12 protein-coding genes are annotated in these 15,478 nt (G+C 38.5%); 5 read left to right on the forward strand and 7 right to left on the reverse strand.

Annotation, left to right across the window (positions count from 1 at the left end; translation table 11 throughout):
• The first annotated feature begins 110 nt into the window (after nt 1-110).
• Together CWD90_RS14960 and CWD90_RS14965 are read left to right on the forward strand one after the other, a co-directional pair.
• On the forward strand, nt 111-2,393 hold the full coding sequence (locus CWD90_RS14960; RefSeq protein ID WP_103476881.1) for a glycosyl hydrolase family 95 catalytic domain-containing protein: 2,283 nt from the start codon (nt 111-113) through the stop codon (nt 2,391-2,393).
• Nucleotides 2,390-4,276, forward strand: coding sequence for a right-handed parallel beta-helix repeat-containing protein (locus tag CWD90_RS14965; RefSeq protein WP_103476882.1), 1,887 nt, complete (start codon nt 2,390-2,392; stop codon nt 4,274-4,276). Before CWD90_RS14960 ends, CWD90_RS14965 begins: the two co-directional genes overlap by 4 nt.
• On the opposite strand, the gene CWD90_RS14970 is transcribed toward CWD90_RS14965, so the two are convergent.
• Nucleotides 4,273-5,238, reverse strand: coding sequence for a tRNA dihydrouridine synthase (locus CWD90_RS14970; protein ID WP_103476883.1), 966 nt, complete (start codon nt 5,236-5,238; stop codon nt 4,273-4,275). The two genes, CWD90_RS14965 and CWD90_RS14970, sit on opposite strands and share 4 nt — an antisense overlap.
• 248 nt (nt 5,239-5,486) lie before the next feature.
• On the opposite strand from CWD90_RS14970, the gene CWD90_RS14975 reads away from it, so the two are divergent.
• On the forward strand, nt 5,487-6,020 hold the full coding sequence (locus tag CWD90_RS14975) for a hypothetical protein (RefSeq protein ID WP_103476884.1): 534 nt from the start codon (nt 5,487-5,489) through the stop codon (nt 6,018-6,020).
• An 840-nt stretch (nt 6,021-6,860) separates the two neighbouring features.
• Here CWD90_RS14975 and CWD90_RS14980 read toward each other — a convergent pair.
• The 3 genes from CWD90_RS14980 to CWD90_RS14990 form a co-directional block, all read right to left on the reverse strand.
• Complete coding sequence (locus CWD90_RS14980; RefSeq protein WP_103476885.1) at nt 6,861-7,628, reverse strand: polysaccharide deacetylase family protein; 768 nt, start codon at nt 7,626-7,628, stop codon at nt 6,861-6,863.
• Between the two features lie 3 nt (nt 7,629-7,631).
• Nucleotides 7,632-9,482, reverse strand: a complete 1,851-nt coding sequence (locus CWD90_RS14985; RefSeq protein WP_103476886.1) for a hypothetical protein — start codon at nt 9,480-9,482, stop codon at nt 7,632-7,634.
• Nucleotides 9,483-9,747: 265 nt separating this feature from the next.
• Nucleotides 9,748-10,368, reverse strand: a complete 621-nt coding sequence (locus CWD90_RS14990) for a TetR/AcrR family transcriptional regulator (RefSeq protein ID WP_103476887.1) — start codon at nt 10,366-10,368, stop codon at nt 9,748-9,750.
• A 71-nt stretch (nt 10,369-10,439) separates the two neighbouring features.
• Between CWD90_RS14990 and CWD90_RS14995 the strand changes: the two genes are divergently transcribed.
• The gene (locus CWD90_RS14995; protein WP_103476888.1) at nt 10,440-10,874 is read left to right on the forward strand and encodes a cupin domain-containing protein; all 435 of its coding nucleotides are present in this window, start codon (nt 10,440-10,442) and stop codon (nt 10,872-10,874) included.
• Between the two features lie 590 nt (nt 10,875-11,464).
• Here the strand turns inward: CWD90_RS14995 and CWD90_RS15005 are convergent.
• Nucleotides 11,465-11,836 (reverse strand): hypothetical protein, encoded by a 372-nt coding sequence (locus CWD90_RS15005; RefSeq protein ID WP_103476890.1) that lies wholly within the window; start codon nt 11,834-11,836, stop codon nt 11,465-11,467.
• A gap of 197 nt (nt 11,837-12,033) precedes the next feature.
• Between CWD90_RS15005 and CWD90_RS15010 the strand changes: the two genes are divergently transcribed.
• Complete coding sequence (locus tag CWD90_RS15010) at nt 12,034-12,525, forward strand: heme-binding domain-containing protein (RefSeq protein WP_103476891.1); 492 nt, start codon at nt 12,034-12,036, stop codon at nt 12,523-12,525.
• Nucleotides 12,526-12,576: 51 nt separating this feature from the next.
• Here CWD90_RS15010 and CWD90_RS23720 read toward each other — a convergent pair whose 3' ends face one another.
• Both CWD90_RS23720 and CWD90_RS15015 read right to left on the reverse strand, forming a co-directional pair.
• Nucleotides 12,577-12,819: a GH32 C-terminal domain-containing protein gene (locus CWD90_RS23720; protein ID WP_353057376.1), complete on the reverse strand. Its 243-nt coding sequence runs from the start codon at nt 12,817-12,819 to the stop codon at nt 12,577-12,579.
• Between the two features lie 11 nt (nt 12,820-12,830).
• Nucleotides 12,831-14,015: a glycoside hydrolase family 32 protein gene (locus CWD90_RS15015; protein WP_205161257.1), complete on the reverse strand. Its 1,185-nt coding sequence runs from the start codon at nt 14,013-14,015 to the stop codon at nt 12,831-12,833.
• Nucleotides 14,016-15,478: the final 1,463 nt, after the last annotated feature.

Here is a 15,478-nt window from a genome sequence, read left to right on the forward strand (position 1 = left end):
GTACCTTTGGACATGCCGATAAAATTATGATGATACCAACTAAAGGAGGGTTGTTATATTTAGAGTAATTTGTTTGGAACAGATTACTACTGTGAAATAAAAAAAATAGTATGAATAAACATTGCAACACGAAACGCTTCAAAATAGGTTTGGTTACATTGTTTTTGCCAATTTTTGCATTAGCACAGATACCCGCGGACATTGTTGGAAAAGAGAGCAGCAGTCCTAAGACTATAATATCTAAGCATCTAGCTATTTTTAATGAAAAACCTAATAAAATACCTGTTCCCTATTCTGTGGATGCCCCATTGATGGGCAACGGGTTTACCGGTGTCGCAATTTCGGGACCTCCGGAAAAGCAGGTGTATTATTTGGCCAGAAATGATTTTTGGCGTTTAAAATCTTCTTTTAACCAATCGTTTCCTGCAGTTTTGGGAAAATTGGAAATCAGTTTACCCGGCCTTGCCAATGCAACGTATTTGGTGGAACAGGATTTGTACAGCGCAAAAACTAAATCCAAATTTGAAATTCAAGGTAAGGAAGTCCACTTTACAAGCTATGTTTCCGCTGCTGAGGATTTTATGGTAGTACAGATAGACATGATCGGTAAAGGAAAGTTAGAGGGTACAATTAATCTAGATTTACCTGGTGAACAGGAATTGATCGACAATCCTCCCTTTGATGTCATATTCCCCACAGTAGCCGATAAAGGGGAAGCTTCAAACGGTATTTTTTATATTTCAAGGGCTTTTGAGGAAGATGTTGATATCCCAACTAAAGCTGTAGCGGCATTTAAAATTATAGATAATCCTGCCAAAACATTTATAATTTCAGAAGCAAAACCGGTTTTCATCGTTATGGCATTTTCCAGCAATTTCAAGAATGATGCCCCTTTGCAATCGGTAATTCGCAAACTGGATGAGATTAATGATGGGGATGTAAAAGACATGGACAGTGCACATACCTCTTGGTGGGCCAATTTTTGGTCGAAATCCTATGTAAATATTAAGGACCCGATCATAGAAAAACAATACTACCTCTCCCAATACACCATGGCGAGTTGTAGTCGAGACTTGAATTTCCCTCCGTCAATTTTTGGCTCTTGGATAACTAAGGAACGCCCACACTGGAATGGGGATTATCATTTAAACTACAATCATTTCGCGCCTTATTACGGTTTGTTTTCGTCTAATCATCCGGAACAGGCAATCACCAGTAACATGCCTTTATTGGCGCAACAAGAAAGAGGGGAATATTATTCCGAAAAAAACACAGGTATTAAGAACGGTATTATTTTGCCAGTAGGCGCTGGCCCCTTAGGAATAGAGACTACTCGCAAAAATAAACTAATGATAGAACATCGTTCCAATTGGATCGATGAGGGCAATGTAGAGGACGAAGGTTTGTTTTACGGACAAAAGAGTAACTCCGCCTATGCCGTAGTAAATATGGCCCAACACTTCTATACTACATATGACAAAGAATATACCATAAAATATTACCCATTTGTTAAAGGGGTAGCTACTTTTTGGGAAAATTACCTAAGGTATGAGAATGGCCGCTATGTTATATATGACGATGCCATTCATGAAGGAACTGTAGGTACGGTAAACCCCATTCTTTCTTTGGGCCTAGTGCGAATGGTGATGAATGCCGCCATTGACATGAGCGTTAATTTAGGAGTTGATTCCACCAGAAGAAAACAATGGCAACAGATAATAGATAAATTATCAGACTATTCCTTCCAAATGCGAGACGGTAAAAAAGTTTTTCGGTATACTGAGAAAGGAACCGATTGGTGGAATGACAATACATTGGGAATCCAACACATCTATCCGGGCGGACAAATAGGATTGGATAGCGATCCAGAACTACTAAAAGTTGCCCATAACACCATTGGCGTAATGCATCGTTGGATCGATTTTAATGGCTCCAATAGTTTCTTTCCTGCAGCAGTTCGTGTAGGGTACGAAGCTGATTCTATCTTAACCAATCTAAATCGATATGCTAAAAACACCTATCCAAATGGACTTCAGAAAAATAATCCCCATGGCATAGAAAATATGAGCACAGTGCCCAATACCATTAATGAAATGCTTTGTATGGGCCATGGTGGAATATTACGTGTTTTTCCTGTTTGGCCTAAAAATAAAGATGCTAGTTTTAAAACCTTAAGGGCATATGGAGCTTTCTTGGTTTCTAGTGAACTAAGGAACGGGATAGTCTTATACGTGGATATTTTGAGTGAAAAAGGTCGTGTTTGCACCATGAAAAACCCATGGCCCAAAAACAGTGTCCAGTTATACAGGAATGGAAAGAAAGCAGAACTATTGCATGGCGATAGCTTTTCTTTTCCTACCCAAGTGAATGAAAAAATATTGCTAAAATTATGATTATTATACCATGGGATAGGTTAGGTACTTTTTTGAGAATGCAAATACATACGCTTACCCTTTTTCTAATTATAGGAGCCCTTAATTTATTAAATGCCCAACAAATAATAGACCTCAAGGATTATGGGGTTAGGGCCAATTCCTTTCAGGATGCCGTTCCTGCCATAGCCAAAGCATTAGCAGAAGCTGCGAAATATGATTCTGCGGTGGTACGTTTTCCAAAGGGTCGAATCGATCTGTGGCCTGCCGAAGCTGCCAAGAGGGAATTGTATGTTTCCAATGCTACAGAGTCCGACTCCCTGAGCAAGGTTAAAAATGTAGGTATTCTATTGGAGAATATGAGTAACATTACTTTGGAAGGCGATGAAACCATAATAATGAGCCATGGGAAAATGGTACATCTGGCGAATATTAATAGCCGGAATATTACGGTAAAAAATATTGGTTTCGACTACGAAAGGCCAACCATGTCCGAATTCACAATATTGGAGGTGCAGGATGATTATGCCTTGGTAAAAGTTCACGGCGATTCGCGCTATTCTGTTATCGACCAAAAAGTGGTGTGGTATGGGGAGGGCTGGAAATCTGGGAAATTACATACTATTAAGTTTGACCCTGACCTTGAAGCAATGTATTATTTTAGAAATCCGGCTTTTGACAATGCCATAGCTACGGACCTTGGTAATAACCAAATTCAATTCCGGGGAGATTTTGTCAATGCGGGATTAGCTACGGATGATGTTTTAACAATGCGGGATACCTACCGGGATTGCTTGGGTATACTCAATCATTTTTCAGAGAATTTGATTTTTGAGAACATTGGATTCCATTATATGCACGGCTTGGGAATGGTGAGCCAATTTTCCAAGAATATTTCTGTAGATGGCCTTAGAGCGAAACCTAGGCCCGAAACAGGAAGGATAATCGCCGGTTTTGCCGATTTTCTTCATTTTTCCGGTTGCTATGGCAAGATTTCCATAGATAACAGTCTTTTTTCGGGATCTCATGATGATCCCGTAAATGTGCATGGTACCCATTTGCGTGTTGTTGGCCATGACGGGGACAAGATAAAAGTGCGGTTTATGCACCACCAAACATGGAATTTGATGGCCTTTGAAGAAGGTGATTCCATTGGATATGTAGACAACGAGAACCTATTGGTGTACCAAAATGCGGTTGTAAAAAAGGTAACAAAACTGTCGGACAGGGAGCTAGAACTATACTTGGACCGCCCAGTGCCCAAAGAATTAAAGGAGAAGCATTGTGTGGAAAACCTTACTAAAACCCCTGAATTGGTAGTACGGAATAATAGATTTGAACATACCAATACACGAGGACTTCTGGTAACAACGCGAAAGAAAGTATTGATAGAGGGAAATACTTTTTTTAGAACCGGTATGCATGCCATTCTTATTGCCAACGACTGTAATTTCTGGTATGAATCTGGAGCGGTAAAGGACGTTACGATCAGAAACAATAAATTTATTGAATGTGGTTACAATTCTTTTCCCAATACCTATCCCATCGCTATTATGCCGGAGACCCATAATTTTGTAAAGAATCAATATGTACATTCCAATATTAGCATTGTGGATAATGAGTTCACGCTTTTTGGTCCCCCATTATTATTCGCTAGGGCAACGGAGAATATTACTTTTGAACACAACAAGGTGAGGAGAGGAGAGCAGGACATTTTTCCTATTAGCGATCAACCCATGTTTTTCTTGGAACATTGTACAGATGTAAGTATCCGGTCGAATGAGATGGATACCGAAGAAATGGACACCAAGATCCAGATCAAGGATATGAAAAAGTCACAAATAAAATATGACTCTAAAAACGAATTGCAATTAATTTCAAAACCCAATGTCAAACCCTTTTAAAAAGGGCTTTTGACTTTCATTTCAGAATTTATAATTTGATCAACCGCTAGTCTGTATTTTACAGGATTTCCGGCTTTTTTTATGGCTTTGTACGTTTTCTGTGGATTGGAGGTAGATTGTGAAAAGAACTCCCAAAAACCTAGCATTTTCATTTTTATAGGTGTCGGTCCAGTCAAGTACTCGTCGTATTGCTTGTAAATAGTGTCATGAAATTCTGAAAAAATAGACCATCGGTTTTGGGGATATTCCGTAGTGTTATTTTTGATCATACTGGGTAAAAAAGGATCGGCAATTAAACCGCGACCGATCATAAAGTGATCTATAGTCGGAAACCGTTTTTCAATGGCTTTAAAAGCAGATACGCTCGTAATGTCTCCGTTGTAGTACAACTTGTGTTTGGTACTACTGAGGCATTTTTCAAAAGCATCTAAATCTACGGGGCCTTTGTAGAGTTGCTTACCAATTCTGGCGTGAATGGCAATGTTTTTAAGCGGGTATTGGTCTAAAATAGGAAAGGCGTCCAGAATTTCTTCTGCGTTTTCGTAACCCATTCTCATTTTCATTGAAACCAAAATATCTGTTTCGTTGTGTGCTCTGTGTAAGACTTCGTCAATTCTTTTAGGATTGCAAATTAAGCCAGAGCCCATTCCCGATTTAGTAACCATAGGATAAGGGCAACCTAAATTCCAATTCAATTCTTTATAGCCCAAGCTCTGCACGTATTTGGCAACAAATAAAAACTCCTCGGGATCATTAGTGATTATTTGCGGAATCACCTCTAAAGTAGTGTTGTTTTCGAGTAATAGATCGTTTTGATAGGACTGCTTAATTTTCAGCTTTCCATTTAGTCTAATGTAGGGCGAATAAAAAGTATCGATACCCCCAAAGTAATGATTGAAGGCATTGCGAAACCTGAAATCTGTAAAACCTTGTAAAGGTGATGAAAGTAGGGTAGAGGCCATTTATTTGTTTAGCTGGGCAAAGATAGGATAATTGGTTGATGGTTTTCATTAAGGATTAAATCCTTAAACGATTTTCACGCATAGAGTGCATCTAATTTCACCTTCTCCAATCTACTCTAGTTGGTGAAATATAGTTGAATTATACAATACTTGGCGATAATTATGTAACGCGAACGCTAGGAAATTAGCTCACCTTTGTATGTTGGCATCTTAAAAACGGCAACACTAAAAATTTAAAAAATAAACAAATGAAAAATTTATTATTTATTATAGTGCTTCTGATTTCTGTAACGCTATTGGCACAAGAAAATCCAAAGGAAGTAAAACAAGAGACGGAAGTAACTACTGTTAAAACAAACCATGGTGATAAAATTTCCGCAAAGAGTGTAAAGGTAGTTACCAAAGAAACATCAGACATTAAGTTGGACAAAAGTAATCAAGACCGCGTAAAATCAAGTACAAAAGTAGAAAAAGAGGTTTATGTGGATAATGATGACAATACCGGTTATCAGTTTTTAACAAAAGAGACGTATTATATTTCCGATGGCGGTAATTATGTTTTTTCTCCTAATGATCAGGGTTTTGGTATAAAATATAATCCAGACAATGCTGCATCGGTAGAAAGTGCAAATTCCTGGGCCTCAAGTAATGATGAATATTATATTGTAGAAGGAGAAACACATTCTGGTATTGGTCATTTCAATACTAATGGGGATTTTGTTGTAGAATATTATAACAAAGACACCCAACAAGTTGATGTAAAAGTATATCAGAAAAACTAGTTTATAGTATTCATACAATTTAATGAGTCCTGATTTATTCAGGACTCTTTGCGTTTTAGAGGTTTAATATATCTGGCCATTGAATTCAGAAACGAGTTCTGGGTTTCGTTAATAAATTGGAAAAAACGGTTCATGCTTAATTGTTGTGTTTCTTCAAAAATTGGGATGAATATGATTTATCGTGTTCTTTGATTTTAGCTATATTTATTGGGCATAATCGCATTAAATTTTTGTTGAAATTATCTTTTCATTTTCTTTGCTTGTCCAAATAAAACGAAACAAAAGAAAAGACCCTTCTTCGCTAGGTGGCCCATAAAATCTTTAGATTTTATGGGCCGATGGCATGGCCTAAATTATTTCCAAGGCTTCAATAATTCTTTACGGCCAGGCCATCTCCACGACGGAAGAAGATCAACCTAACAACGGACTTTGAAGCCAATGTTCAACGTTATTGAATAGCGGATAAGGTTTTTTCTGGACTTTATAAGTTGACGGAACAAAGGAACGGCCTATTTTCAATTTACTTAAGTGGTTATTATTGTTTTTTATAGGTTTTCGTGAATCTTCGATTTCGTTTTAAATCAAGTGGATTTCACATTGGGCGGGGGTAGCCGTAGCGCAAGGTGACCACTTCTACTGCTGGCTCCTCGAAACAAAGGTATACCGTACCTTCGTTTTTCGGCCCTGGTTCGTTTTTTGGGCGATGCAAAAAATGAACAGGACACAAACTGTGGGATAATTAATTCTATCTTTTCCAACTCTCACACAACTTTTGGGATTGATCCATAAAAACAACACCAGCTTTTGTAAACTTAAAAAAAGATATTGATAAACCTCCCTTTATTTATAATACGCCTCTATAGCTAAATCCGAAGAAAGTACAAGGCATTCATTATTGTCCCATTTGCTTTTTAAATAACTCAAAATAGCCCTTAGATCATTGGCGGTAACTCTAGGCTTGCCCAAATCATCCAGGTAAGTGGAAGGCAAGGCATGCCCATAAAACACCAATAGTTCCTTATTCTTTATGGCTTGGTCTATGCGTAACATTATTTTTTCGATACTGTGGTCGGAGGTAGCTATATTACTTTCTATACCATATCGTGCAAGATGTTGCTTGCCTACCGATGTATCATACAAATCATTGTGATTATTGGTAAAGGCATAATCATATGTTGCACCCAACAACGTTAGAAATTCTGGGCGCATATATGAATTGGGCGTAACAAAACCATGAACGGGAATACCATAACTTTCAATCCTTTCTTTAGAACTTTTTAATTCCAAAAGAATGGTTTCCTTATCAACAACTGATGCATTGTTCATCTTGGGATGGGTGTGTGAATGGGATAAAATACTTATTCCCTCCTCGGCATAGGATTTATAAAGAGGAGCTGTTTTTGAGTTTAATTTATTAGTGGTGATGGCAAATGAAGGCTGAAAACCAAATTCATCAAAAATGGCCTTTACATCGGCATCAGTGGTATTCAGATCATCAAAAATAAAGCTAAATACGGCTTGTTTAGCTCCTGTAACCTTCTTAATGGTGGGTTGTCCTGCATTGGGTCCAATTAAAAAAAGGAGGAGAAGTAAGGGATATATTCTCATGGGCTAATGGGTCTTGCCAAGCCAAAGCCTCGACCTCGGCTTCATTTTCAGTGTTCCTGATGCGTTATCCAATTTTTGACCGGTAAAAGCATCCAAGTATCCATTCCCTTCAAATCCCTTTAATTGAAATTCTACGTCTTCTTTGTTGTAATTGTGCAAAATTAGGTCCCCATTTTCCATGGGTTGCAGGGTAATTCTGGTGGGTGCTTTAAGTTCTATCTGTAATTGTTCGTTGAAAACATTACGAAGAACGTTGGCCCAGGGAGTAGGTAGATCTAGCAGACCCAGTGGGCGAGGGCAGAGCAAAACTTCCCCTACGGCCTCAAAATCGGCCTCGGAAAACGTATGGGAATTCATTACATAAACCTGCCCATCTTTACTTTTGGTCAGGAATGGAATGGTGCTGTTGCCGGATTTAACTTCCAGCATCGAAATGGCTTTTTTGATTTTCAATGCGGCCTCCAAATCCAACGGCCTTTCTAAAGTGGTTTCACTTCCGTCCAGGATTATTTTCTCCGCATTTATTACCCCAATCTTGGGCTTTAGGATACCGGCTAATTTGGCCAGTTTCCCTTTGTCATCAACAGTGGCCAAAAATCCCGCCGTCATGATGATTCTTTTTCCCTGTTTGTGGGATGCCATTACTTTGCCGACAATGTCAGGATCTGCAGCAGCTTGCGTTGGTAGAAAAATAGTTTCAGCATTTTCGGGATAGTAGGCCGTTGGTAGCAATGGAATTCCCAACATCCCAATAAAATCCATGATATACAGGTCGCCACCTGCATCACTATTCGGGGGCTTATACCCGGCTACACCATGTATTGGAGAGGTCTTTAGGGCCTTGGCGAGCCTTGCCAATTTTTCAAAATCCATTCGCAGCAAGTGGTGCCCGGCATGGCCGTTTACAAAACTCCCATAATTGAAAATCACCAATTCGTTGGCCCCGGCAAGTACGGATTGATACGCCTGCTCCACAAAATCCAAAGCATCGCAATCCCCATGATCAAACCAGGCTCCCCCGATCTTCTTTCCCGCCATAGACTTTATCCAACTATAATTCACAAAGCCTTCATAAGGCTGTACAAATCCAAACCGCTGGGTGTATTGTCCCCGCGTTTCCGTTCCTACCCAAACCTCGTCAAATAATTTTGGGCCAGTTTCCACATCATAACCGAACATATGAAAACGATCGTACCACTGTGGATATTTAATGATCATATGGATATCAGGATTAACGGACTTGGCCGGATCTATGAAGATTGAGGTTGCCAATTCCGTCATTAATTGTCTGCGGTAGTCGGACCAACTGCGGTCTCCCTTGGCGGCCTTGGATTCCAAACTGATATCTCCCGTACATAAAAAATCATCCACAATAAAAGTGTCAAAAATAGGGGCTGCGTCCAACATCACTTTCTTCATGTCTTGTTGGGTCTTTGGATTCTGCCAATTGAACCAACCTAGTCCGCCCTCTTGTTTTACCCCTATATCACCTCCGGGAACCGTGGCAATTCCACCAACAACTTCAAAGCCGTTTTGGGTAAAATATTTTGTGGTCTCGGCCAACAACTCGGGAGCGACTACCAAACCGCTTCGATAGACTTCCAAATACACTTTGGTAATCCCATTGGCCATCATGAGCGAAGTAGCTTCCCTTCTTCCTTCTGGGGTTGAAAGCAAGCGCTCCACAGAATGTGCTGTGATATATACGCTCAGCGTTAAATCCTCTTGATGTTGTTTGGCGAAATGGAAATTGTCATCTATTGCTGCGCTCGATTGGGAAAACCCGGAAATGGATATGGCTATCATTAATCCGGAAATAAACAGTTTTCTTAATAAGTGGTTGGTTGTGGTCATGGGTGTAATTAGGTCTGTAATAAAAACATCAATTTATGGAATAAAAAGCTGCTATAATTGGTAAATATTACCGAAACCTGACTTATGGTTACCCCAATAGGGGAGAGTAAGGAGATTTATGGAGTAGTCTTACCCAGTTAATGTTTAGAATTGATGGAAGGATGATAAAGCCTCTAGTACATCATTGTGGACTTGGGGAAAATAGAATAGAAACTTTTGAGGTTCGGTTAATTAGCAGCGTGGAGTAATGTTTTTCATTAAGGCCTTATTGTAAATCAGCTTTATCTTCTTTACCTTCAAAGAACGCTTTTAGAAGTAACTTCATCCCCCAACTCATCAATTCTTTGAATTCTTTGTTATCCAATCCAGAGACGTCCTTGGCTACAATAAGTGGTTCAATTCCCATTAGTATGGCCATAAGGTTCACCAAATGCTTTTTTTCCTTAGGACTTATATCAGTTTTCATCAAAGCTAGCTGCAACGTCTTGTTCCGTCGGGCACCTCGTTTTTTTTCAGAAGCGGACGTTAATACGGCACTCAAATATTTTCTGAAAGCATTTTCATTGTTTACAGCATGATCGTTGTAATAATTTTGGATACCCAATATCATTTCATTTAGGGAACAGTCTTTATTATCTTCAATTATATCTTCAATTATATCTTCGGGACTTTTAGTTCCAATGTCGATTCCTACCTCATAGGAGAGGATTTCTACATTGGGATAGTATCTGTAAATGGTAGCCCTGGAAATTTCGGCTGTATTTGCGACGTCTTCAAGATTGAAATCTATTCCTTGTCTAACCAATTGTTTGGCACTTTCAAGGATTTTAGCCCTTGTTTCCAACTTTTGATTAATTCTTCCAGTTTGGATATATTCCCTTTTCATGAGACAAATATCTTATAAAATTTGTTAGTGTCAAAATTCCATTCTATATTTATGAGACAAAAATCTTATATATGAAAAATGGTCAATCAAAATGGGTAGTAGGACATAAGATAACTACGCATGATACTACAGGAAATTACGATTTAGCAGTTATAGAAACACCTGGAAAGGCAAAAGGGCCACCTCCTCATACCCACCAATCCTATAATGAATCATTTATGGTCATTGATGGGGAAATGCAATTTTTTATTGATGGGGAAATAAAGACTTTAGGGGCAGGAGAGGTTATTGATATTCCACCCAATACCTTACATACGTTTGAAAATGTGGGGGACAAAACTTGCAAACTTATCAATATTCACAGTCCCAAGGGCTTTAGAGGATTCTTTGAAGAGATGGGTATATCGGAAGAAGAAACAGATGCTCAAATGAAATCTGTATCCCCTGATGTGGTGCAAAAGGTGATCCAATCAGCAGCTAGTTTTGACATGCATATTAAAATGTAAATAATTCAAAGCTTGTTGCCAAGCGGCTAGACACACAACTTTTTAAAATGATTAGTGGGAACACCCAAAGCAATAGGCTTGGAGCTTTGGTAGGATACAATTATACCTTCATTTTACTCAAGTCGTTGTTATTGTTTTTCATCGGTTTTCATGAATACTTTTTTCGAAAATAAGGTGTGTTCGATCGATATTTGTTAATGAGTTGTTTAGGGAAATGTTGTCCGGTCGAGCCCATCCCTACGGTTATCGTGAGAGACCTCATTTACATATATAAGTGTCCAATACCTCTCGACGGAGCCTGTCTGCAGACAAGGCAGGCTCGAGGCGACAGAAACATTAACTTTAATTAATTGATAATCTGTTATTTGAGTTTTGCCCAATACATAGATCAGCATAACCCTACCAATGTTTAGAATAGCTTGAACCATCAAAACATAGCGGTCAAAATAGTTTTCCTAAACGGCCCACCTCAAAAGAAATACGCTTTGTGGTTTGGGTGGACCTTATATTGGACAATGGAAAAAAATTGAAATAAAAAAAGCAGTCCCGTAAGAGAACTGCTTTTGAATAGGTTTAAAAAGATTTTTAGTTTATCCTTTTACCGCAACTTTTTCTACAACTATGGATTTTACGCCGTTTTTATCTACCACTTTTCCGGTTACTTCAACCATTTCAGCAGCCTGTCCGATTACTTGCTTATAGGCATCGGATGCGCTGTGGTCTTCCACCAAGAGATAAACCGTTCCGTTTTCGCTAAGAATTCCGGCAGGTAATCCTTTATCCAAACAGGCTTGAGCACATTTTTTGTGGCCTTGTCCCGTAGCATCTTGCGTCATATAACAAGATAGGTCTAAAACTTCTCCTTTGATAGTTTCCGAACTTTGAGCAAAAGCACTGGTAGAGAAAATAAAAAGAAAAGCTGTCACTAGTAATCCGAAATAATGAGTTTTTGTATGTTTCATATTATCTGATTTTTTTTAAATAGTCCTCCTCTAATTTACAATTAAAACAGTAGTATTTAGAATAATTGTAAAGAAAATATTGGGTGAATACTGGAATTGTTTCTCAAAAATTAAAAAAAATCATTAGTTTGTCCCAATTGTATAGGTCTTTTTCGGTATATTTTACTTGAAATTATAACCTTTTTGAAATTGAAATTATGAATTCTAGGTTAAAGATTGTCCTTGGGGTATCTGTTGTATTCCTGATTCTCCAAATTCCTATATTTAATCCTGAAAAAAATTATGTCGACGCTGATACCTTTGTGGACATAACAGATAAGTATGAGGTCCCTATGGATATCCAAATGGATTTGTATGGCGCTTGCTATAATTGCCATTCAAATTACACCGAAGATTATCCATGGTATTACAATATACAACCGGTAAGTTGGTGGATGAATGGCCATATTAAGAATGCCAAAAAGGCTTTGAACTTTTCCGAATTTGCCACTTATCCACCGGAAACTGCTGCCAAGAAATTCGAAAACCTTCACAGGGTCATGAAAGAGCAGAGCATGCCGCTTAAATCTTACCTTTTGCTGCATGAGGAAGCTAAACTGACCGACGAACAATACCAACACATTACCGACTGGGCACAAGAAACAAAGAAAAAAATAGAGGAAGAAATTGATTCAACCAAAACCTTTTAAACAAGCCCTATTTTTTTATAAGGTCCAGCAATACTACACCCTAAAATTGGTTTACCATGTTCTTGCAATTTCATGAAACTCCATGGAAACTAATTTTAGTTCACCATCAGTAAATAGTTCAAGGCTATCTTGGTCGGGAGAGAAAGCAAATTGTTGTGAATATGAAAAAACGCCATTATTCCCAAATACTTCAAGTTGCCCCCAGTCTACCAATAATCTTATGTTGATATGATTTGAATCATCCGGTAATAATTCTTTGGATAATAAAGTCTTATTATGAATGTCATATATGATATATCTATTGGCTACTTTTTAATTCCAAAAGTCTGGGCAGTAGTTTCGTTCAGATCAATTTTAAGGGAGACCTCAAATTTCTTTGAGTGAATACCTTCCAGTAAATTTGTTTTTGGTTTTACCTTCTGAATTCCCCAGGTCTTGGTGCTTTCATAAATGGAGGAAATTTCATGTATAGGAGTTCTAGTAATTCGTTTTTGTCCATTAACAGTTGTCAGTCCAAGGGATACTGGAAAAGTAGCGTTTCGTTCCCATACCTTTTCTCCTATTCCACCATTCCAGTGATCCATCCAGGCCAACTGAATAATTCTCGGATCATTATTGGGAAGGTTTCCCATGGGAAAAGTCTGAGCCGCATAAAAGTCGGGCCCAACATCCATTACGAGAGTTTCCTGATCTTTATCTTGTATGAAAGTTGTTCCATCAAACTCTCCTACAAGATAAGAACCATTGGCATCTTGTAGTATCCATTTTTTATTATTTTCATCACCATCTAACGGTAGTTGAAATAAATCGGGGCATTCATAGCCAAAATCAAGATTGCTTAAAAAATTCCAATTTATAAGGTCAGGAGAGCCATAAAAAGTAGTCCCGTTTTCGTAAAGTGCCAATACCCATTGTGAAGTAGGTTTGTGCCAAATTACACATGGATCTCGAGGATTGGCATTCTTTGCAAAATGTGCCACTGGATTATTGGCGTAATCATGCCATGTTTTTCCATCGTCATTGCTCCATGCCAAACACGTGCCTGCGGCAGTACCGGTATAAATAGCTATAATCGCTTCCTTTTTTGAACCTGTAATTCTTTTGGCCGATTCCCCGCTAACTACCACAGCACTTCCAGAATACACCTGATCGCCCGAAACGTTGCGAACGGCCTCTGCTGGCAAAAATGATTTTTGGGGAATCAATGCCACACCTTCATCCTTCCAATGTAATAAATCCTGACTTGTAGCATAACCACCATGCCTTATTTCTTTTCCCCATTGGTATATCATGTGATATTTTCCTCCCTGATATACCAATCCATTTATATCGTTCATCCATTCTGATTTTGGGCTGAAATGATATTGCCCTCGATACGTTTCCAGATAATCGATCTCATCACTATGTGGATTATATTGAGCATTTACTGTTCCCAAAGTGCTTGCTGTAAAAAGAATTAGAAAGGACTTTAATAGTTTTACTGTTACCATTATTCTCATATTTATTTCAAAATTTTAATTACAAACAATTGGATATAGATATTAACTATACATATAACAAACTTCAAGTCAACTGGCCTGTACCAGAAAACATTTTAGTGTCTTATAATTTCTATTATTACCATAATATTTTCGTTGATGTAATGACGGGGGAGTACTACAGCCAAGAGTTTATTATAAGTCTTCTAAGATAGCAAATATAGGTAATGGAATTCGCTTAATCGATTAAATTAATAAATCTCCGCTGTATAACTTTTTTCTTTCTCACTCATGAGTAGAAGGTTCATAAATACCACCTTTGTTCATTTTACTCAAGTGGTTGTTATTGTTTTTTATTGGTTTTCGTGAATCTTCGATTTAGTTCATTGATTTCTGCTTGTTATTTCAAGGTATTCATGAACCTTCGGTTTCTTTGCTTTCCAATGAAACCGACGCAGGAGGTTTATGAATACCTTATTCTAAAATAAACAGGCGATGAATAAAACGAACCAAACCCGCCTTGCCGTCGGGCAGGAGAAAAGACCCTTCTTCACTAGGTGGTCCATAAAATCTTTGGATTTTATGGACCGATGCCATGGCCTAAATTATCTCCAAGGCTTCAATAATTCTTTACGGCCATGGCATCTCCACTACAGAAGAAGATCGACATAACCACAGACTTTAAGATTTACTCAACGGTAATCTTTAACGTACAATGATATATCGGAACGAAGTAGGTTGAAGGAACTAAGAACCGGCCTATTTTTATTTTAGTAGTAAATCAAGGGGTTTTCACACGGGGCGGGGGTAGCAGTAGCGCAAGGTGACCACTGCTACTGCTGGCTCCTCGAAACAAAGGTACACCGTACCTTCGTTTTTCGGCCCTGGTTCGTTTTTTATTCATCGGCCGGTCTATTGATTTTTAATGGTATTCATGAATGCTACGCATTTGGGCGATGCAAAAAATGAACAGAACACGAACTGTGAGATAATATATTCTAACTTTTCTGAAGGATTCATAGCTATTAAAATCAATCCGGAGTGCACGCCAAAAGCTCCCGATGGTTATCGGGCGAGACCTCATATAATTACATAAGTGTCCAATACCTCTCGACTGCGCAAACCGACAAACAGTCACTTCGACATGAGCCTTTTTTCGGGCTCCCGATAGCTATCGGGAGAGAAGTCGCACATACGCGGCAAAAGCCAGATATTGGATATCCATATTCAGAATTGTCACTGCTAACTGCTCACTGACCACTGTTTACTGTAAACTGCTCACTGCCAACTGACCACTGTTGACTGCCAACTGCCAACTGTTCACTGGCAACAGACCACTGTTTACTGTAAATGAACATCCCTGATTAGAGTTGACCGATTTAATTAATTGATTGATTGTCAAAAATAGTCATCAATTTCCTTTGTTGAGGCCTCAACAAAGGAAATTGGTCCATGAACTTTTCGGGGCTCATTCT

The sequence above is a fragment of the Arenibacter catalasegens genome, from assembly GCF_002909235.1.
GTDB classification, from domain to species: domain Bacteria; phylum Bacteroidota; class Bacteroidia; order Flavobacteriales; family Flavobacteriaceae; genus Arenibacter; species Arenibacter catalasegens.

What these genes read in the sequence shown, in the direction of transcription:
- CWD90_RS14960 (WP_103476881.1), top strand. Translation starts at nt 111, where the DNA reads ATGAATAAACATTGCAACACGAAACGCTTCAAAATAGGTTTGGTTACA.
- CWD90_RS14965 (WP_103476882.1), top strand. Translation starts at nt 2,390, where the DNA reads ATGATTATTATACCATGGGATAGGTTAGGTACTTTTTTGAGAATGCAA.
- CWD90_RS14970 (WP_103476883.1), bottom strand. Translation starts at nt 5,238, where the DNA reads ATGGCCTCTACCCTACTTTCATCACCTTTACAAGGTTTTACAGATTTC.
- CWD90_RS14975 (WP_103476884.1), top strand. Translation starts at nt 5,487, where the DNA reads ATGAAAAATTTATTATTTATTATAGTGCTTCTGATTTCTGTAACGCTA.
- CWD90_RS14980 (WP_103476885.1), bottom strand. Translation starts at nt 7,628, where the DNA reads ATGAGAATATATCCCTTACTTCTCCTCCTTTTTTTAATTGGACCCAAT.
- CWD90_RS14985 (WP_103476886.1), bottom strand. Translation starts at nt 9,482, where the DNA reads ATGACCACAACCAACCACTTATTAAGAAAACTGTTTATTTCCGGATTA.
- CWD90_RS14990 (WP_103476887.1), bottom strand. Translation starts at nt 10,368, where the DNA reads ATGAAAAGGGAATATATCCAAACTGGAAGAATTAATCAAAAGTTGGAA.
- CWD90_RS14995 (WP_103476888.1), top strand. Translation starts at nt 10,440, where the DNA reads ATGAAAAATGGTCAATCAAAATGGGTAGTAGGACATAAGATAACTACG.
- CWD90_RS15005 (WP_103476890.1), bottom strand. Translation starts at nt 11,836, where the DNA reads ATGAAACATACAAAAACTCATTATTTCGGATTACTAGTGACAGCTTTT.
- CWD90_RS15010 (WP_103476891.1), top strand. Translation starts at nt 12,034, where the DNA reads ATGAATTCTAGGTTAAAGATTGTCCTTGGGGTATCTGTTGTATTCCTG.
- CWD90_RS15015 (WP_205161257.1), bottom strand. Translation starts at nt 14,015, where the DNA reads ATGGTAACAGTAAAACTATTAAAGTCCTTTCTAATTCTTTTTACAGCA.